Raw genomic sequence first — 15,574 nt, forward strand, 5'->3', positions numbered from 1 at the left:
TCATCGAACAAAACGAGCAATATCGTCCCGCTTCTTATAAGTGTTCGATTGACACTATACAAAAATCATTGTTAAACTGAAAAAATATCAAACAAATAAAGAAGAACGACTGATTGAAGTAGTTGAGATAATCTCTAAATCTGACAGATCTCTGTCTTATGTAACGGCAAATACTTTTGAAAGATAAACGGAAAGCGGAAACAGGGATACAACAATGAGACCCAATATAAAACCAGAGAAACCTGCCGCTAACACACTATTCAGAAAAATCAACGAGAGAACCCCTCGCTTTACGGCATTCTTGATGGTTACGGCTTCTGGATTGATGGCAGCATTTAAAAAGGCAGGAAGTACCATCCAGGAGAATAGGATGAGAAAAGGGATGGCTGTCAACAGATAAAAATCCGGAGTTGTAACCAGCAGCAGAAGTGCAGAAATTACTGAAATAATCATTCCGACAGCTATATAACCATGAACTTTGCTCCCTCCGGAAACCTCCCCCCGGCTTATCAGTGTGATGGAAGCGATATAAACAATTGGGATAAAAGCTAAAAACCAGTAATTGTAAAGAATACCCGGAATAATACTGATGCCCAAGAGTAAATTTCCACCTCTGCAGAGCCCCATAAACAGGGGACCAAACACAACAGAGTGCTTTGCTTTGCTATCATAAATAATAGTCAGAATGGCTGTGGTGATGGCAATAAATCCTGCCGTTTGATTCACCTGGAAAGCTGTAAGTATCCCCATCAAATGTAAAAGAGTACCTAATAAAGAAGCTTGAAATCTGGTTACCCGTCCGCTTGGTATGGCACGTTCGGGTCGTTCTTTCGCATCTAATTCGGCATCAAAAACATCATTAAAAACAACACCCCCTCCGTAGAGTCCAAATGTTGATAAGAGTAACCAACCCAGTCCATCTGGTGTGATGAGTGAAGTTTCACCAGTAAAACTGATGACACCACCGGCGACTGCAAACCCGGCAAGGATATCGGCAAACGCCGTTACAATGTTTGCAGGGCGCATGAGTTCGAGGAAGGCGCGTATCTTATAGAGCATATTTTTTAAGCTTTCATCCAACTATTAATCCTGAAATGACAAAATTCCAAGCACCAAATCACAAATATCAATTACAGTAAACTGTCGGCAGTAGGTAATTTGTATGATGTAGAAATTTTGTCAACTGTCAACTGCCTACTTTTTTAAAAAAGAATTTGAAATTTGGTACTTGGAATTTGGAGTTTTTCCCTTATTCAATTATAAGATCATCGTCCTTGCCGGGTTTATCGAGATCTTCTTCGGTCAGTGGGCGATGACCTCCTCGCAGAATAGTATTTCCACCGAACGTTTCTGATTGATCAATCGGAGAGCGATTCAGCCAGTCTTCTTCATTGAACCGGCCGCTTTGTCCATATGCATCGAGAGCGTTTTGGTAGGTTACTTTTTTTACATCTTCTTTAGAGATTCCGCGCTCAAGCATCAGTTTCGCCGTTTTTGGAACTCCCAGCGGATCGCTGTGCCCCCAGTCGGCCGCGCTGTCGATGAAGATTCGTTCGGTTCCGTACTCCTTCACAATCTCAACCATTCGCTCATTTCCCATCTTAGTTCCGGGATAGATAGTAAAAGCCGTCCAGTAACCGCGATCAAGTACAGCTTCGACAGTCTCCTCATTATTGTGATCGATAATTACTTTTGAAGGATCCATTCCATGAGCTTCGCAAATATCCATACTTCGGATTGTTCCCTCTTTCTTATTCCTGTGTGGCGTATGAACCAAGACGAGCATATCCATTTTTTTAGCAAGCTGAACCTGCTCGATGAAATATTTTTCTTCTAATTTGGTCATATCATCATACCCGATCTCGCCGATCGCCACAACACTTTCCTTGCCAGCGTATCGCGGAATAAGTTCCATCACTTCCTCCGCCAGGGCTTCGTTATTGGCCTCCTTTGAATTCAGGCCAATGGTACAGTAGTGTTGAATTCCAAACTGCGACGCCCTGAATCGCTCCCATCCTACAATCCAGCTAAAATAATCGAGCATGGTTCCGGCATTTGTACGCGGCTGACCCACCCAAAAAGCGGGTTCAATCACAGCTTTAACTCCAGCTCTTCTCATCGCCTGGTAATCATCAGTGGTTCTTGAAATCATATGAACGTGCGGATCGATAAACATCATCTCACTCATGGGTAGGTTTGCTCCTTATTTGAATTGATTTATAAAATTGGTGTTACGTCAACGATTGAATGTTGGTATAGTCATCGCACAACCGACATATTAAAGTTGACATCTTATTAGTTTGTTGTAATTATTCAACTTAATCTTCTTCGACTTCTTTGCCGATATCATCCCAGCCAATATTGTTTTCCTCCATTTCATTTACCAGGTCTTTGTGATTTTCTAAGAGATTGTCTCTGCCGGAAAAATCACTTTTTTCCAAAGCCAGAAGAGCGGCTTGTTTGTGAGTTTTATCCGGGTGATTCAATACTTTCTGAATATCATCAGAATACTCATCATCAATAAACGGACCGACAGGGCGCCACAACTCTGGTGAAACTTCACGTCCAGCTGACCATCGCTCATGTGCATATTCAACCAGTATTTTCGCAAGTGTTTTATTGGCTCTCTCATCAAGGCCGATAATTTTATAAAGTGAACTTTCAACGAAGAGGGCTTTTAGTACAACCTGGTTCCAGGCACCTTCGTCCATATATTCTGCCGGGTATGGATTATGATGAGCTACAGCATTGAAAACGGTTGTCATATTACTTCGAATCCCTTCAGCTGCACGTTTTTTGAATTCTTCCTGGCAGGGATAAAGTGGAATTCCTTTATATAAGGCAACGGCCTCCCCCATATCACTTGTAAGAAAAATCTTTTCAATTTTTTCAAGGAACTCATTCTTACCATTTTTAGCAAAGTTGAGCATCAAAAATACCCGGCCAAGCTGATCAGCACTCCAATCAATGGGTTCCCAGTTCTTTCGGATTGATTTGGCCTTCTCCATCTCATCAGCAGAAAATGTTAATACCTGTTTACCGGTATGTCTTGGAACGGCACTAAAGGAGGTGTACAACAACCAATCTTCAGGATTGTTGGCAAGTTTCTCTCCGGTAGTTTTTAACCACTCAACGGCTTGTTCATCTAACTTCTTTTCAAGCCAGATCAGAATTGCAGCTCTCATCTCTTTATAGTTATAGTCCGTCTGCCTGTCGAATCCTTTCATACCTAACTAAATTTAAATTATCACTTCACTTCTTAAAATAAAGGATTTTAAGCTAAGCTGAATTTAAAAGAATGAAAAATGATACTTTGTTCATTGTTTGTAGTTTGTTGTAGAGACACTTAGCCATCTGACCGCTCCAAGCGGTCTGACGGCTTAACGAACCACTATCAACAAACGTTACTTCTTCTTATTTTTAACAGTAAAAAGTTAAGAATCATCTATAAACTGCGTTTCGACAACTATTGGAGTTTAAAGAATTAAGAATGCAAGAAATTAACCAGGAGTTCTCTGTTCCTTTTAAATACAAAACACTATTTACTGAGAACTTATTTGATGTACAAAATGAGTGCCTGAAAAATTTATTTAAACAAAATGCACACCAACACTCTAAAAAAGTATTGTGCGTTTTTGATAAAGAGATGGCAGATCATCATCCAGGTTTGTTTGACCGGATATGCAATTACGCCGAGCAACACGATAACCTGTTTAATCCCGTCAAAACTCCAATCTATATACCGGGCGGTGAAGCGGCAAAAAATGATTCAGACCACATTACCAACATTCTTGAGGCTATCCACAAAGCCGGAATTGACCGGCATTCATACGTGATGGCCATAGGCGGCGGGGCTGTGATCGATACCGCAGGATATGCCGCTGCCATTGCCCACCGAGGTATACGAACGATACGAATACCCACTACTGTATTGGCACAAAATGATGCATCCCTCGGTGTAAAAAACGGTATTAATGCATTTGGGAAGAAAAATTTCCTGGGTACGTTTGTCCCGCCTTTTGCTGTCATCAACGATTCTTCTTTTTTAACAACATTGGAGAAGCGCGACTGGATTTCCGGAATTTCAGAGGCGATTAAAGTGGCACTTTTAAAGGATCGATCTTTTTTTGAATTCATAGAAATGCATGCAGATGATCTTCAAAACCGAAGCATGTCCGCCATGAAAAAACTGATCTATCGCTGCGCAGAATTGCATCTTGAGCATATTGCCACCAGTGGCGATCCATTTGAGATGGGCTCCTCCCGTCCCCTTGATTTTGGTCATTGGTCAGCTCACAAATTAGAGCAACTCACAAACTTTGAACTGAAGCATGGTGAAGCAGTTGCGATTGGAATTGCACTGGATGTGATCTATTCAAATCTTCAGGGATTGATCGATAAAGAAGATTGCGAACAGATTTTACAGGCCATTAAAAATTGTGGTTTTACGCTTTTTGTTCCGGAATTGAGATCAAAACTGGATCAACCCAACCACCCCGATTCGCTGTTACACGGACTCACAGAATTCCGTGAGCACCTGGGAGGAGAACTCACCATTATGCTGCTTGAAGGAATCGGCAAGGGAGTTGAAGTCCACAAGGTTGATTACGATGTTTACAGAGATGCAATTGAAAAACTGGCTGAATTTGAATCCGCTAAAAACGAATTGTTGAATGCAAATTGAGAACTCCCTCTTGCCTGTCCCGATTGTTCGGGGAGAGGGGACCGGTGAAGGCAAAACGGCGAAGCCGGATTTGACGAAACAGGGGTGTGTCGACGGAGTGTTGTATTGGCTATATGTTTAAATGGAAGCTCGCATCCTGTGGAACACACCCCTGATTCAATCGCTAAACGCGATTCAATCTGTCCCCTCTCGAGAGGGGAATAATTTCCAAACCATTTATAACTATGCAGTTATCAAAATATCCTGAAAAACACCTCAGCTACTGCACAAATATCCATCCCGGAGAAGACTGGAACAGTGTTTTTAAGCAGCTAAAATCTCATCTGCCGGAGTTGAAACAAAGGCTATCTTCAGAAAAATCATTTGGCATTGGATTACGATTATCAGCTCACGCTGCTGAGGATCTTCTTGAAAATGATCATGTCAAAGAGTTTAAAGGATGGCTTCAAAGTGAAGGGCTCTATGTGTTTACAATAAATGGATTTCCTTACGGAAGTTTTCACGGGAAAAAAGTAAAAGATAATGTGTATAAACCGGACTGGAGTACCAAAGAACGGTTGGAATACTCCTCCAACCTGATTGATATTTTGGACGAATTACTACCGGACGAAGGTGAAGGCAGCATTTCCACCTCTCCTGTATCCTATAAATACTGGGGGCAATCGGCCGAGAAATTCAGAAAGATTAAGAAAGTAAGTTCCATTCATTTTGCACAACTGGCCTGGCAAATGGCTGAAATTTTCGAAAAAAGCGGCAAAGATATTCATCTCGATATTGAACCGGAGCCCGATTGCCTGATAGAGAACAGCGAAGAGTTGATTGATTTCTTTAAAAAAGATCTTTTACCAACGGGTACAGAATTTTTGATGAGTGAGCATGAAATATCTCTTAATGAAGCCGAAAATATAATTCGAAGGCATATCGGCGTCTGTTATGATACATGCCACTTTGCACTTGAGTATGAAGATCCCGCCAAAGCGATTCAGTCTTTTGTTGATGAAGGAATTCGTATCGGGAAAACACAGATCAGTGCTGCACTGAAAGTAAAACTGGATGAAGAACGTGCCGGACGATCTGAAATCGCTGATCATCTGGAACAGTTCGATGAGCCGACCTACCTTCACCAGGTAATTGTTAAAACTGATGGAGAAAGTTTAGTCCAGTTTCGGGATCTGCCGGATGCCTTGCCATCCATTGAAAACGATCAGGCGAAAGAGTGGAGAGTTCATTTCCATGTCCCCATTTTTCTCAAAAAATATGAAGAGTTGGAGTCCACACAAGATGAATTATTGGAAAGTCTTCGCTTAATTTTGGATGGCAACCATTGCAATCATTTTGAAATCGAAACGTACACCTGGGATGTTCTGCCTGAGGATCTGAAAACAAATATTACCGATTCTATAGAACGCGAATTTCGCTGGGTGCTGGATGCGATCAATTCTCCCATTGAGGGGAGTACGGCGAAGCCGGGAGGGGTGTAAATCGAACTTCGCTTTTGCCTGAACACCCCTCTGTATTTCTCAAGAACAGTTGAGAAATACTGTCTCTCCGTGAAAGGAAGAATTCAAAACACGATGGCGCAAGCGTCTCGCTTGTGCCCTTGGTGTCTGTTTTGTGCCTTGAATATGTGGTCACGAGCGGGACGCTCGCGCCATCTCAATGTTTAAATTTGACTTGTTCCGAAGGTCTCCTTCGGAACATCGCCTATTGAAGCTCTGCTTCAGGTAAAACCTGTATAGGATTGGATTGCTGTTAAGTGGTAGGATGAGTGAATAGAAGCGGATTTTCTGTCCATCATTCCAAAGCAGGAGCATTGGAACGAGTTAAAAGGCACCCCGACTATTCGGGGCGCCATCCTTTTACTAAAAATTATATTCAAACAAAAAAACCGTGAAAAAAACAGCCGTTTTAAATGTCGTTGGTTTAACCCCCGATCTGATCGGAGAACATACTCCCTTTTTATCGGAATGGATGTCGAAAGGGAAAATGACTTCGGTCAATTCCATGCTTCCTGCCGTAACCTGTTCGGTTCAGTCTACTTATCTCACCGGAAAAATGCCGAAAGATCATGGAATTGTTGGCAACGGTTGGTATTTCCGTGAAATGGATGAGATCAAATTCTGGCGGCAATCGAACAAGTTGGTTCAATCTCAAAAAATCTGGGAGAAAGCGAAAGAGGAGAATCCTGATTTTACCTGTGCGAATTTGTTCTGGTGGTACAACATGAATTCATCGGTGGATTATCTCGTTACACCGCGTCCAATCTACCGGGCTGACGGGGTAAAAATTCCGGATATCCTCACCTATCCTGCTGATTTAAGAGATAAACTCCAAGACGAACTCGGTCAGTTTCCGCTCTTCAATTTCTGGGGACCGAACACCACGATCTACTCCAGCAAATGGATTGCAGATTCCGCCAAATGGGTCGACAAAGAACTGAATCCTACCCTTTCCCTCGTCTATCTCCCTCACCTGGATTATAATCTCCAGCGTATCGGACCGGATGATCCCGATATCAAAAAAGATCTTCAGGAGATTGATTCTGTCTGCAAAGATCTGATTGAATTTTATGAAAAGAATGATACTCAAGTAATTGTGTTATCGGAGTATGGAATCAGCAATGTTAATCACCCTGTGTCCATCAATCGTGAGCTGAGAAAGCAGGGATACATTACCGTACGTGAAGAAAAAGGCGGCGAAGTTCTGATTCCGGGAAGCAGCCGGGCGTTTGCCGTGGCCGATCACCAGATTGCACATATTTATATTGAAGATGCTGAAGATATTGAGCCGGTTAAAAAGCTCGTCGAGAATATTCCGGGAGTTGAAACGGTTTTGGATGAGGCAGGCAAAAAAGAACATCAACTCGATCACCATCGGTCGGGAGAGTTAGTAGCTATTGCAGATGAAAATTCCTGGTTCACTTATTACTACTGGTTAGATGATGAAAAAGCACCTGACTTTGCCCCCACTGTAGCCATCCATACCAAGCCGGGATACGACCCGGCCGAAATTCTGGTCGATCCAAAAATCACCTTCCCGAAATTAAAAGCAGGAATGCGTCTCCTCCAAAAGAAACTTGGCTTCCGATATACGATGGATCTCATTCCGATTGAGGGGTCCGGTGTGAAAGGGTCGCACGGCAGAGTGGAATCAGATCGAGGAAAAAATCCTATTATCGCATCGCAAAACAAAGAGTTGCTATCCAGTGATACGATACAGCCTACAGATGTTTTTGAAGTGATCTATTCACACCTGTTTCATTAACCTCTGCGTAACTCTGCGTACCCCGCGGTTAAAAAAACCGCAGTGAGCGCTGAGGAACGCAGAGAATAGGTTGAGATTGTTTTAGAAATCCTGCTACTCTTCTAATTGTTTCTGTTCACTTTCACTCTCCTCCACCAACAACCACGGCTCCAAATAATCCTTTCCAATATCCTCGATGAACCGAGACGGATTTGAAAAATAATCCCCATACCGGCTTTGAAAAAGTGCTGGATACGTAATAAAAAGCTGCTCTTTTGCGCGTGTGACTGCCACATATAAAAGCCGAATTTCCTCGTCCATCTGATCTTCATCGTCAATGGCATATCCAGATGGGATGACTCCGTCGAGACATTGAATAAGAAATACGGTATGCCACTCCAGTCCTTTTGCGGAGTGAATGGTACTGAGAATGAGCGGTGATTCATCTTTTTCCATCGTTTCAGTGTCGATGGCGGTGGCTTCAATGGGATCGAGGGCGATCTCCTCAATCATTTTTTCAAGCGAGCGATAGGTTCCGGAAATATCCACAAATGTCTCCAGGTCTTTCATCCGTTTGGGATGATCATCAAACCGTTTCTTGCAGAATTTCTCGTAGTAATCCACCACGGCCTGAAGTTGTTCGGTGACCGAACCGTCCAGTTTTTTGAGTTCTGAAAAAAGATTCCCCAAAGCCTTAAGCTGTGCAAGATATCTCTCGCTGGTATTTGGAGCTTGATCCGGCCGGTATGGATTTCCTCCCGTTTGCGCCCATGAAAACAGGTCTTCCGCTGTCTTTGGACCGATTCCGTCAATCAGCATCAGAACGCGATTCCAGGAGATGGTATCTTTCGGGTTGACAAGCACCCGCAAATGAGCCAGAACATCTTTTACGTGAGCCGCTTCCGTGAATTTTTGTCCGCCGTATTTGATGTACGGAATGTTCTTTTTATTGAGCATCACTTCCAGGTCAAACGAATCGCGTCCGTTGCGAAACAGACAAGCGATGTCGTTCAACTCATGACCCTGTTCCCGCAAATTCAGAATCATCTGGGTGATGAACCGGCTCTGGTCATTCATGTTGGCCGCTTTCACAAGTCCGGGCAGGTCTCCCTCCTCTTTTACCGTGTACAGTTCTTTCTCGAATTTCTCACCGGCTTGTTTGAGCACGCGATTTGCTACGTCCAGAATTCGCTGTGTTGAGCGATAATTCTCTTCCAGCTTGATGATTTTGGTGTCCTCAAACAGATCCGGAAATCGCATCATGTTTTTGTGATCGGCCCCGCGAAAGGAGTAGATGCTCTGGGCGTCATCTCCAACGGCCATTACATTGTTGTGAACGCTGCTGAAAAGCTGAGTGAGTTCGGCCTGGAGAGCGTTTGTGTCCTGGTATTCGTCCACCAATACATGTTTGTGTTTGGCGGCCACTTTCTTCCGAACCTCCGGCTGATCTCGAAGCAGATCCCGGGTTTTGACCAGCAGATCGTCAAAATCCATCACGAAATTCTGTTCTTTGTATGCCTGATATTTATCAAACAGCAGTTCGATCGTCTCCGTGTAATTTACAAACTGCGGATACTGCTCTTCCACCACATCGCGGACGGTCATCTGCTTGTTGACCGATGTACTGAAAATATTATAGAGCGTGGATTTTTTGGGAAACCGTTTTTTCTTCGTGGGAATATCCACCTGGCTGCGGACCAGGTTCACGGTGTCCATCGCATCGGAAGCATCGATAATGGTAAACTGCTCGGGATAGCCGATCTTCTCCGCATGCCGGTGAAGGAGTTTGCTGCAATAGTGGTGAAACGTCCCTCCTTCCACACGCTGACACCGTTCGTCCAGAATCTGGCTGGCACGGCGAAGCATCTCGCTGGCGGCCCGGCGGGTAAAGGTGAGAAGCAAAATCTCGGTCGGGTCCACCCCGCTCTCCACCAAACGAGCCACACGATAGACCAGCGTCCGCGTCTTCCCGGTCCCCGCCCCGGCCACGATCAGCGCCGAACCTTCATCAAACATAACCGCCTCCAACTGCGCCTCGTTGAGAAGGTCCTCATACTGAATGGAATACTCCGCCGGGGTGATATCGTCTTTTGAGAGGACAAATTTCTTCATGCTTTAAAGTAGGGATTTTTGTATATATGTAAAAAATATGTTATCACGATGTTCGATAAATTTTTTATGTACGTGGTTAGCGGTTTGAGTCAAACAACCTGACAGAGCGCCGTGCTTTTCGGTTCCTGTGAGAGTTGTGGGATAAGGGCAATGGCCCTTCGAAAACCGTCCCACGCGACTCTGGCAGGAGCTATCGCACTCTGCCAGGTCGCTAAACACATACTTTTTATTGAACGATGTTATCGATCATTTGAGTTCAAAAACTCTTTTTATAGCTTGCTGAAACCAATATTGTGCACTCATAGAATAATGTATCACTTTTAGTTAAGTTAGTCGGAGTGGATCATTAATTGGCGATTTATGGCAACAAAAGTAGATTTAAAAACCGAGCAGCTTCAACAGCTTTGTAAAAAGTTTAAGGTGAAAGAGCTATATCTATTTGGTTCAGCCACTACGGGTGATTTTTCTGAAGACAGCGATCTTGATTTCATTGTTAAATTTGACCGTCAGGGGTTTGAAGGAGCCTTTGATCAATTTATTGATTTCAAACAAGAACTGGAGCAAATCTATGGTCGGCCGATTGATCTGTATCATCTTAAAAAGTTCAGAAATTCTATCTTTCAGCAAGAAGTAGAACGCTCCAAACAGTTACTTTATGCCGCATAAAAGAAGAAAACTCCTTCTTGATATCAGCCTTTCCTGCGGGGAAATATTAGATTTTATTGACGGCAAAAGCTTCGAAGATTTTCTGGAAGACCGAATGCTTCAACTTGCCATCGAAAGAGAGTTTGAAATCATCGGAGAAGCCCTGCACAGATTATCCGGAATTGAGGAATCTGAACTCTCGCAGAAAATACCTGAATACCGTAAAATCATAGATTTTAGAAATATTATAGCTCATGGTTATGATATCATTGACGAAGCCGTCCTTTGGGATTTTGCCGTAAATCGTGTTCCGGAATTGTTAGATAAGGTAGAGTCTTATTAGTCCACACGCCGATCCTTCATCAAACATGAGCGCTGCCAACTGTACCTCGTTGAGGAGGTCATCATACTGAATAGAATACTCCGGCGGTGTGATATCGTCTTTCGAGAGGACAAATTTCTTCATCCTTTAAAGTAGGGATTTTTGTATATATGTAAAAAGTATGTTATTAGGAGAATCTAATGGCATGCAGATGCATTGAGTTGTTTATTTAAAAGAGATAAGTTCGTCAAGAATATATTAGAGGGCTTTCTAAATTTTAACTTATTTCAAATGGAGAAATAAATGAGTAATGATATAGATAAAGCAAAATTCCATCTTGAGACTGAAGAATATGACAAAGCTGAAAAAATATTCTCTCGCATTTTTGATTCAAACAATAATTCTTCCCAAGCTGTCAAAGGTCTTGTGATCTGTAAGATTGCTCAAAGCAATTTTGAAAAAGATCAAATCAAAGCAGCCAATGTCTATTTAGATAAAATCAATGAGTTAGACTTTGATAAGGAAGAAAGAGAAGAATTTATTGCCAATTTACTTGAACAGATTGAGAATTATTTCAAAAGATTGAATAAGAAGTTCAGAGAGGAAGCGAATGAACTAACTAAAAGGCCCGCACTTGATGGTCAACTTTATCAAGTCAAACAACTTAGCGACACTACTGATTACATGGAATTTTTAAATAATCACATTAACAAATTTGAAAAAGGAATTGAATTAGCCTCTAAAACTTATCAACTGACAAAATACAAGGAAGACACAGCTTACAAAATAGTAGCTCTTCATGATTTAGTTTTCAAAAGTATCAAAGAAACTCCTCAAATGACGGGGAAAACGCTACTTAACGCAAAAGATCTTTCAGGCCTAAAAGAATCTCGAAGCAAATGGCTTGAATTAAGTTGAAAGAACAAAACAAAAGTTACTACAGATCCATCCGATTCAAGTGGTTGCTTAGTATTAATTGCTACTCTTTCTAGCTTGGTTGGAACTTTGTTTCTAATGTTGTTAGTAGTTTTATGATTCGTGGAATGGGACAATAACCAAAATATTTCTGAACATTTCAAAATATGGATGTCGTAATCAAATAATCACACTTCCAATATCATATCAGTCTGATTGAAAAACGAAATGAATATTCACGCAGTCACAAATAAGATTAACGAAGCTGATTTCTTCTTTGAGAAATTAAAACATTCTTCAACTGATTCAGTAAATACATCTGAAAAACAGAATATTATTTGAGCGCATTTTTATCTGCTGCAAGAAGTTTTACTTTTGTTCTTCAAAAAATGTGTAAACATGATCGGAATTTTTCAGGTTTTGAAGAATGGTATAGTCATCAATTGAAAAAATTCGAGTCTTATCAATTTTCAGAATATTTCAAAGAATTCAGAAATGTTGCTCTTAAAGAAGGAGTATCAGTTTTAAGTGGCGGAGCCATTTATACCAATGAAGATGGTGAGATGGTATCTGAAATCCATCTGTCTCACCAATCAGGTCAATTCAAAAATATTAAGATACCAGACAACTTTTTAGATGAGTCATTTAACTACCTACAAATTCTTGTTTCAATTTACTGGGATTTTCTTGTTGAGTTTGGAGAAAAAATTGATCTCTGGCGTATTCATACAATAAATTTCCTTAAGGAAAACAAAGACTATCAACATCGATTTAATTTATTCAAGAATTGAAGGTTTTAGAAGAAGAGCTTGTTAAAGAAATAGAAACGAACAAACTGTTTTCTAATTCTAAACCACATAAAATTGTTGATGAATTACTCGAAAAATATTTAAAAATAAATCGATTTAAATAAAAATTAACGGGAGTTTCAATGAAAATTAAACTACTTGTTTTGGCATTGATATTAACGGGTTGTATGTCAATGTCGATTCCTCAATTTCAGAATGTTACAACTTACAGACAGGGAAAAATTCCTGAGTTAAATCAAGAAAATTCCACGGATGTAGGAAGTACTATTTATTCAGAATTTGACTATCAGGAAATTGAAACGACAGATTAACAGAAAGTGTAAAAAGCTCAATCGCTGATATTCCCGCAAACACCTCACTTACTGCTATGACAATGGACGGAGTTCTTGTTTATCAACCTTATGGAACAGTTAACTTTCCGGGGATTCTTCTAAGTGACCAAAATGAAGATGGAAAAATTTAATCCAATTAAAGACATTTCGAGTATAAATAGTAGTTGGAGAAATCTACAACCCGCATTTGCTTATGAAGAAGCTGAAAGTATACCAACGCAATCCTGTGGATTTAAACTTGAATTGGTTTATCAAGCACAGACTGATAATACTATCAGAGTACTTTATCGAGAATATAACAATGATATTGCAAGACCGGCTTTTAGCCAGGTTGTTGATTATGATTTGGATGAAAGCGGTACTGGTATGATTAGCAATATCAGGGGTTGAGAAAAGAATTTGCCCGGTGTGTTGATGCGAAAATAGCAGAGATTCTACGGCATCCCGAACATTTTCAAATTCATTCCATTCTACAAAATCGGAGACCTTGACCTCCTGAAAAACTTTTCGGCAAACTTCACATCACGGAAGCAGTTTTAAAAGAGTTCACCTAATAGTAGGTTAAGAAAATAAAATAGCTGTTACCATTTCATTAACTCGTATTGATTGATTATTTATATAGTTATACTATCCAAAATCAGTTCAATCAAAAAAAATAGAAAGCAGCGTGAATAAACGAATGAATATCTATCCAAAGAATGACAGTAATCAGTCTTGGTTCATACTATTGACTTTCATCATCAGCATTGTTTTTACTCCCCAGTTGATGAGTCAAGATCATGACCACGAACATGAAGAAGACCACGAGCATGTCCATGATTCTGATCGGCAGTGGCTGGCCGGGGATCATCATATCCATTCACGCTACAGTGTTGGCTGGAATTATGATACGGATCCTCCAACCGCAATCATAGCCGGCGATGCGATCTATCCCACCCCAATGAATGCGTTGATGGCACGATATTATGGATTGAGCTGGATGGTGACGACCGATCACGGAGGACCGAATCACAGTAAGGTGAATCTCGAACAAGCTTACCCGGAATTGCTCACATCAAGAAAGGCCGTACCGGACGTGATCCAGTTTTACGGCATGGAGTTGGATACACCCGGGGCCGATCACTCCAGCCTGATCATTCCGCATACACACGATGAAGCGGATCGTCTCTACCAAATTGAATCCAATTTCAACCGCCGGGAACCCTACCCTGCCGATTCTACGTGGGATACAGAAGCACGCATGATTGAAGCTCTACGGGCGATGGATCAGTTTCCGGCAAAACCTGTCGTGATTGCCAATCATCCGTCCCGTTCTGCCCCGGGACTTGGCGTTTATGGCCGCTATGACCCGGCTGAATTGCGAGACTGGAACGATACAACTCCTGAGATTGCAGTGGGTATGGCGGGTGCACCAGGTCATCAGGCAGCCACATTAAAACCCGATGGGTCGTTGAGTAACGACTCTCGCGGTGGATATCGAGGTCATCCAACGATGGGCGGTTTTGACCAGATGACGGCCCGACTGGGCGGTTTTTGGGATTCGATGCTTGGAGAAGGCCGCCACTGGTGGATTACTGCGAACTCCGATTCGCACGTTCACTGGAGAGAAGGCGGCAGCGATTTCTGGCCCGGTGAGTACTCCAAAACCTATGTTTGGGCGGATAAAAGTCATGATGATATTATCAACGGAATTCGGAACGGACGGGTTTTTGTCACACTCGGTGATCTGATTTCAGAACTGTATGTAACCGCAAATAGTGTAACCGAAAAGGCGAACATTGGTGGTTCGATAACTGTAGAACCGGGAAGCGATGTTCAAATAACCATTCGATTTCTTGATCCTGATACACACAACGCTGCCGACCAAAATCCATCAGTAGAGCGTGTAGATCTGATTGTTGGTCACGTCACAGGACCGGTTGCAGATCGTACAACTGATACCAACCCAACTACAGAAGTGGTATCACGATTCTATGAGGATGATTGGGTAACAGACAGAATGCACAAAGAGATCACCTATCTGCTGGAAGACATTGATACTGACAGCTACATTCGTATCCGCGGTACAAATGGTCAAGAGTTAGAACCGGAAGTAGACCCCGCCGGAGAGGATCCATGGTCGGATTTATGGTTTTATTCGAATCCTATTTTTATTGAAGTGGAATGATCCGATTATACTCTGAGAATGAGTGGAAGCGAATGAACGAAGACGAGACCTCGATTAAGGCTAAATACTAATCAGTCGTATCAGCATAAACTCTGATTTACCGATTTTTAAGATTTTAGATTTCTGATGTTCGACCTGAGTAAAAGCTTGAATATTGCGCTCCCCTCCTGCCTGCCCTCGATAGCTCGGGGTGTAAGGAGAGGTTGGTGGAGGTAGTCTCGTAATTTCAGGCTCCAAACTTATTCCTATATTGATTTCAACCACCCCTAAATCCCCTCCTTGAAAAAGGAGGGGACTTTTTAAATGCCTTTACCTTCATTGTATATCGAACTCACGTTAAATAAC

Annotated in this window: 14 protein-coding genes; 10 read left to right on the forward strand and 4 right to left on the reverse strand. The window is 41.9% G+C overall.

Going from position 1 to position 15,574, the window contains the following annotated elements; all coding sequences use genetic code 11:
- Positions 1–156: 156 nt before the first annotated feature.
- From eboC to U5K72_10340, 3 genes are all read right to left on the reverse strand, one after another.
- Entirely contained in the window at positions 157–1,059 is a 903-nt protein-coding gene (gene eboC, locus U5K72_10330; protein MDZ7719199.1) for a UbiA-like protein EboC, read from the reverse strand.
- 190 nt (positions 1,060–1,249) lie between these two features.
- Complete coding sequence (locus tag U5K72_10335; protein MDZ7719200.1) at positions 1,250–2,188, reverse strand: TatD family hydrolase; 939 nt, start codon at positions 2,186–2,188, stop codon at positions 1,250–1,252.
- Positions 2,189–2,318: 130 nt separating this feature from the next.
- Entirely contained in the window at positions 2,319–3,227 is a 909-nt protein-coding gene (locus U5K72_10340) for an EboA domain-containing protein (GenBank protein MDZ7719201.1), read from the reverse strand.
- 263 nt (positions 3,228–3,490) lie between these two features.
- On the opposite strand from U5K72_10340, the gene U5K72_10345 reads away from it, so the two are divergent.
- From U5K72_10345 to U5K72_10355, 3 genes are all read left to right on the forward strand, one after another.
- Positions 3,491–4,684: a 3-dehydroquinate synthase gene (locus U5K72_10345; protein MDZ7719202.1), complete on the forward strand. Its 1,194-nt coding sequence runs from the start codon at positions 3,491–3,493 to the stop codon at positions 4,682–4,684.
- A gap of 224 nt (positions 4,685–4,908) precedes the next feature.
- Positions 4,909–6,165, forward strand: a complete 1,257-nt coding sequence (gene eboE / locus U5K72_10350) for a metabolite traffic protein EboE (protein ID MDZ7719203.1) — start codon at positions 4,909–4,911, stop codon at positions 6,163–6,165.
- A 409-nt stretch (positions 6,166–6,574) separates the two neighbouring features.
- Positions 6,575–7,948, forward strand: coding sequence for an alkaline phosphatase family protein (locus U5K72_10355; GenBank protein ID MDZ7719204.1), 1,374 nt, complete (start codon positions 6,575–6,577; stop codon positions 7,946–7,948).
- 93 nt (positions 7,949–8,041) lie between these two features.
- On the opposite strand, the gene U5K72_10360 is transcribed toward U5K72_10355, so the two are convergent.
- Positions 8,042–10,039: an ATP-dependent helicase gene (locus U5K72_10360; protein ID MDZ7719205.1), complete on the reverse strand. Its 1,998-nt coding sequence runs from the start codon at positions 10,037–10,039 to the stop codon at positions 8,042–8,044.
- Between the two features lie 360 nt (positions 10,040–10,399).
- Here U5K72_10360 and U5K72_10365 point away from each other — a divergent pair, with 360 nt between their 5' ends.
- The 7 genes from U5K72_10365 (at position 10,400) to U5K72_10395 (ending at position 15,229) form a co-directional block, all read left to right on the forward strand.
- The gene (locus U5K72_10365; GenBank protein MDZ7719206.1) at positions 10,400–10,705 is read left to right on the forward strand and encodes a nucleotidyltransferase domain-containing protein; all 306 of its coding nucleotides are present in this window, start codon (positions 10,400–10,402) and stop codon (positions 10,703–10,705) included.
- Complete coding sequence (locus tag U5K72_10370; protein MDZ7719207.1) at positions 10,695–11,027, forward strand: DUF86 domain-containing protein; 333 nt, start codon at positions 10,695–10,697, stop codon at positions 11,025–11,027. The genes U5K72_10365 and U5K72_10370 overlap by 11 nt, the downstream gene beginning before the upstream one ends.
- Positions 11,028–11,309: 282 nt before the next feature.
- Positions 11,310–11,924: a hypothetical protein gene (locus U5K72_10375; protein ID MDZ7719208.1), complete on the forward strand. Its 615-nt coding sequence runs from the start codon at positions 11,310–11,312 to the stop codon at positions 11,922–11,924.
- Between the two features lie 335 nt (positions 11,925–12,259).
- On the forward strand, positions 12,260–12,712 hold the full coding sequence (locus U5K72_10380; GenBank protein MDZ7719209.1) for a hypothetical protein: 453 nt from the start codon (positions 12,260–12,262) through the stop codon (positions 12,710–12,712).
- A 140-nt stretch (positions 12,713–12,852) separates the two neighbouring features.
- Positions 12,853–13,041 carry a hypothetical protein gene (locus tag U5K72_10385; protein MDZ7719210.1) on the forward strand — a complete coding sequence of 63 codons (189 nt, stop codon included), beginning with the start codon at positions 12,853–12,855 and terminating at the stop codon, positions 13,039–13,041.
- Between the two features lie 138 nt (positions 13,042–13,179).
- A complete protein-coding gene (locus tag U5K72_10390) occupies positions 13,180–13,452 on the forward strand; it encodes a hypothetical protein (protein MDZ7719211.1) in 273 nt (90 codons plus the stop codon).
- A gap of 289 nt (positions 13,453–13,741) precedes the next feature.
- On the forward strand, positions 13,742–15,229 hold the full coding sequence (locus U5K72_10395; GenBank protein MDZ7719212.1) for a hypothetical protein: 1,488 nt from the start codon (positions 13,742–13,744) through the stop codon (positions 15,227–15,229).
- The last annotated feature ends 345 nt before the right edge of the window (positions 15,230–15,574 follow it).

This window comes from Balneolaceae bacterium, from assembly GCA_034521495.1.
Taxonomy (GTDB): Bacteria; Bacteroidota; Rhodothermia; order Balneolales; family Balneolaceae; genus Rhodohalobacter.

Coding starts and splice junctions, on each gene's coding strand:
- eboC (MDZ7719199.1), bottom strand. CDS start 1,059: ATGCTCTATAAGATACGCGCCTTCCTCGAACTCATGCGCCCTGCAAAC.
- U5K72_10335 (MDZ7719200.1), bottom strand. CDS start 2,188: ATGAGTGAGATGATGTTTATCGATCCGCACGTTCATATGATTTCAAGA.
- U5K72_10340 (MDZ7719201.1), bottom strand. CDS start 3,227: ATGAAAGGATTCGACAGGCAGACGGACTATAACTATAAAGAGATGAGA.
- U5K72_10345 (MDZ7719202.1), top strand. CDS start 3,491: ATGCAAGAAATTAACCAGGAGTTCTCTGTTCCTTTTAAATACAAAACA.
- eboE (MDZ7719203.1), top strand. CDS start 4,909: ATGCAGTTATCAAAATATCCTGAAAAACACCTCAGCTACTGCACAAAT.
- U5K72_10360 (MDZ7719205.1), bottom strand. CDS start 10,039: ATGAAGAAATTTGTCCTCTCAAAAGACGATATCACCCCGGCGGAGTAT.
- U5K72_10365 (MDZ7719206.1), top strand. CDS start 10,400: ATGGCAACAAAAGTAGATTTAAAAACCGAGCAGCTTCAACAGCTTTGT.
- U5K72_10370 (MDZ7719207.1), top strand. CDS start 10,695: ATGCCGCATAAAAGAAGAAAACTCCTTCTTGATATCAGCCTTTCCTGC.
- U5K72_10375 (MDZ7719208.1), top strand. CDS start 11,310: ATGAGTAATGATATAGATAAAGCAAAATTCCATCTTGAGACTGAAGAA.
- U5K72_10385 (MDZ7719210.1), top strand. CDS start 12,853: ATGAAAATTAAACTACTTGTTTTGGCATTGATATTAACGGGTTGTATG.
- U5K72_10390 (MDZ7719211.1), top strand. CDS start 13,180: ATGGAAAAATTTAATCCAATTAAAGACATTTCGAGTATAAATAGTAGT.
- U5K72_10395 (MDZ7719212.1), top strand. CDS start 13,742: ATGAATATCTATCCAAAGAATGACAGTAATCAGTCTTGGTTCATACTA.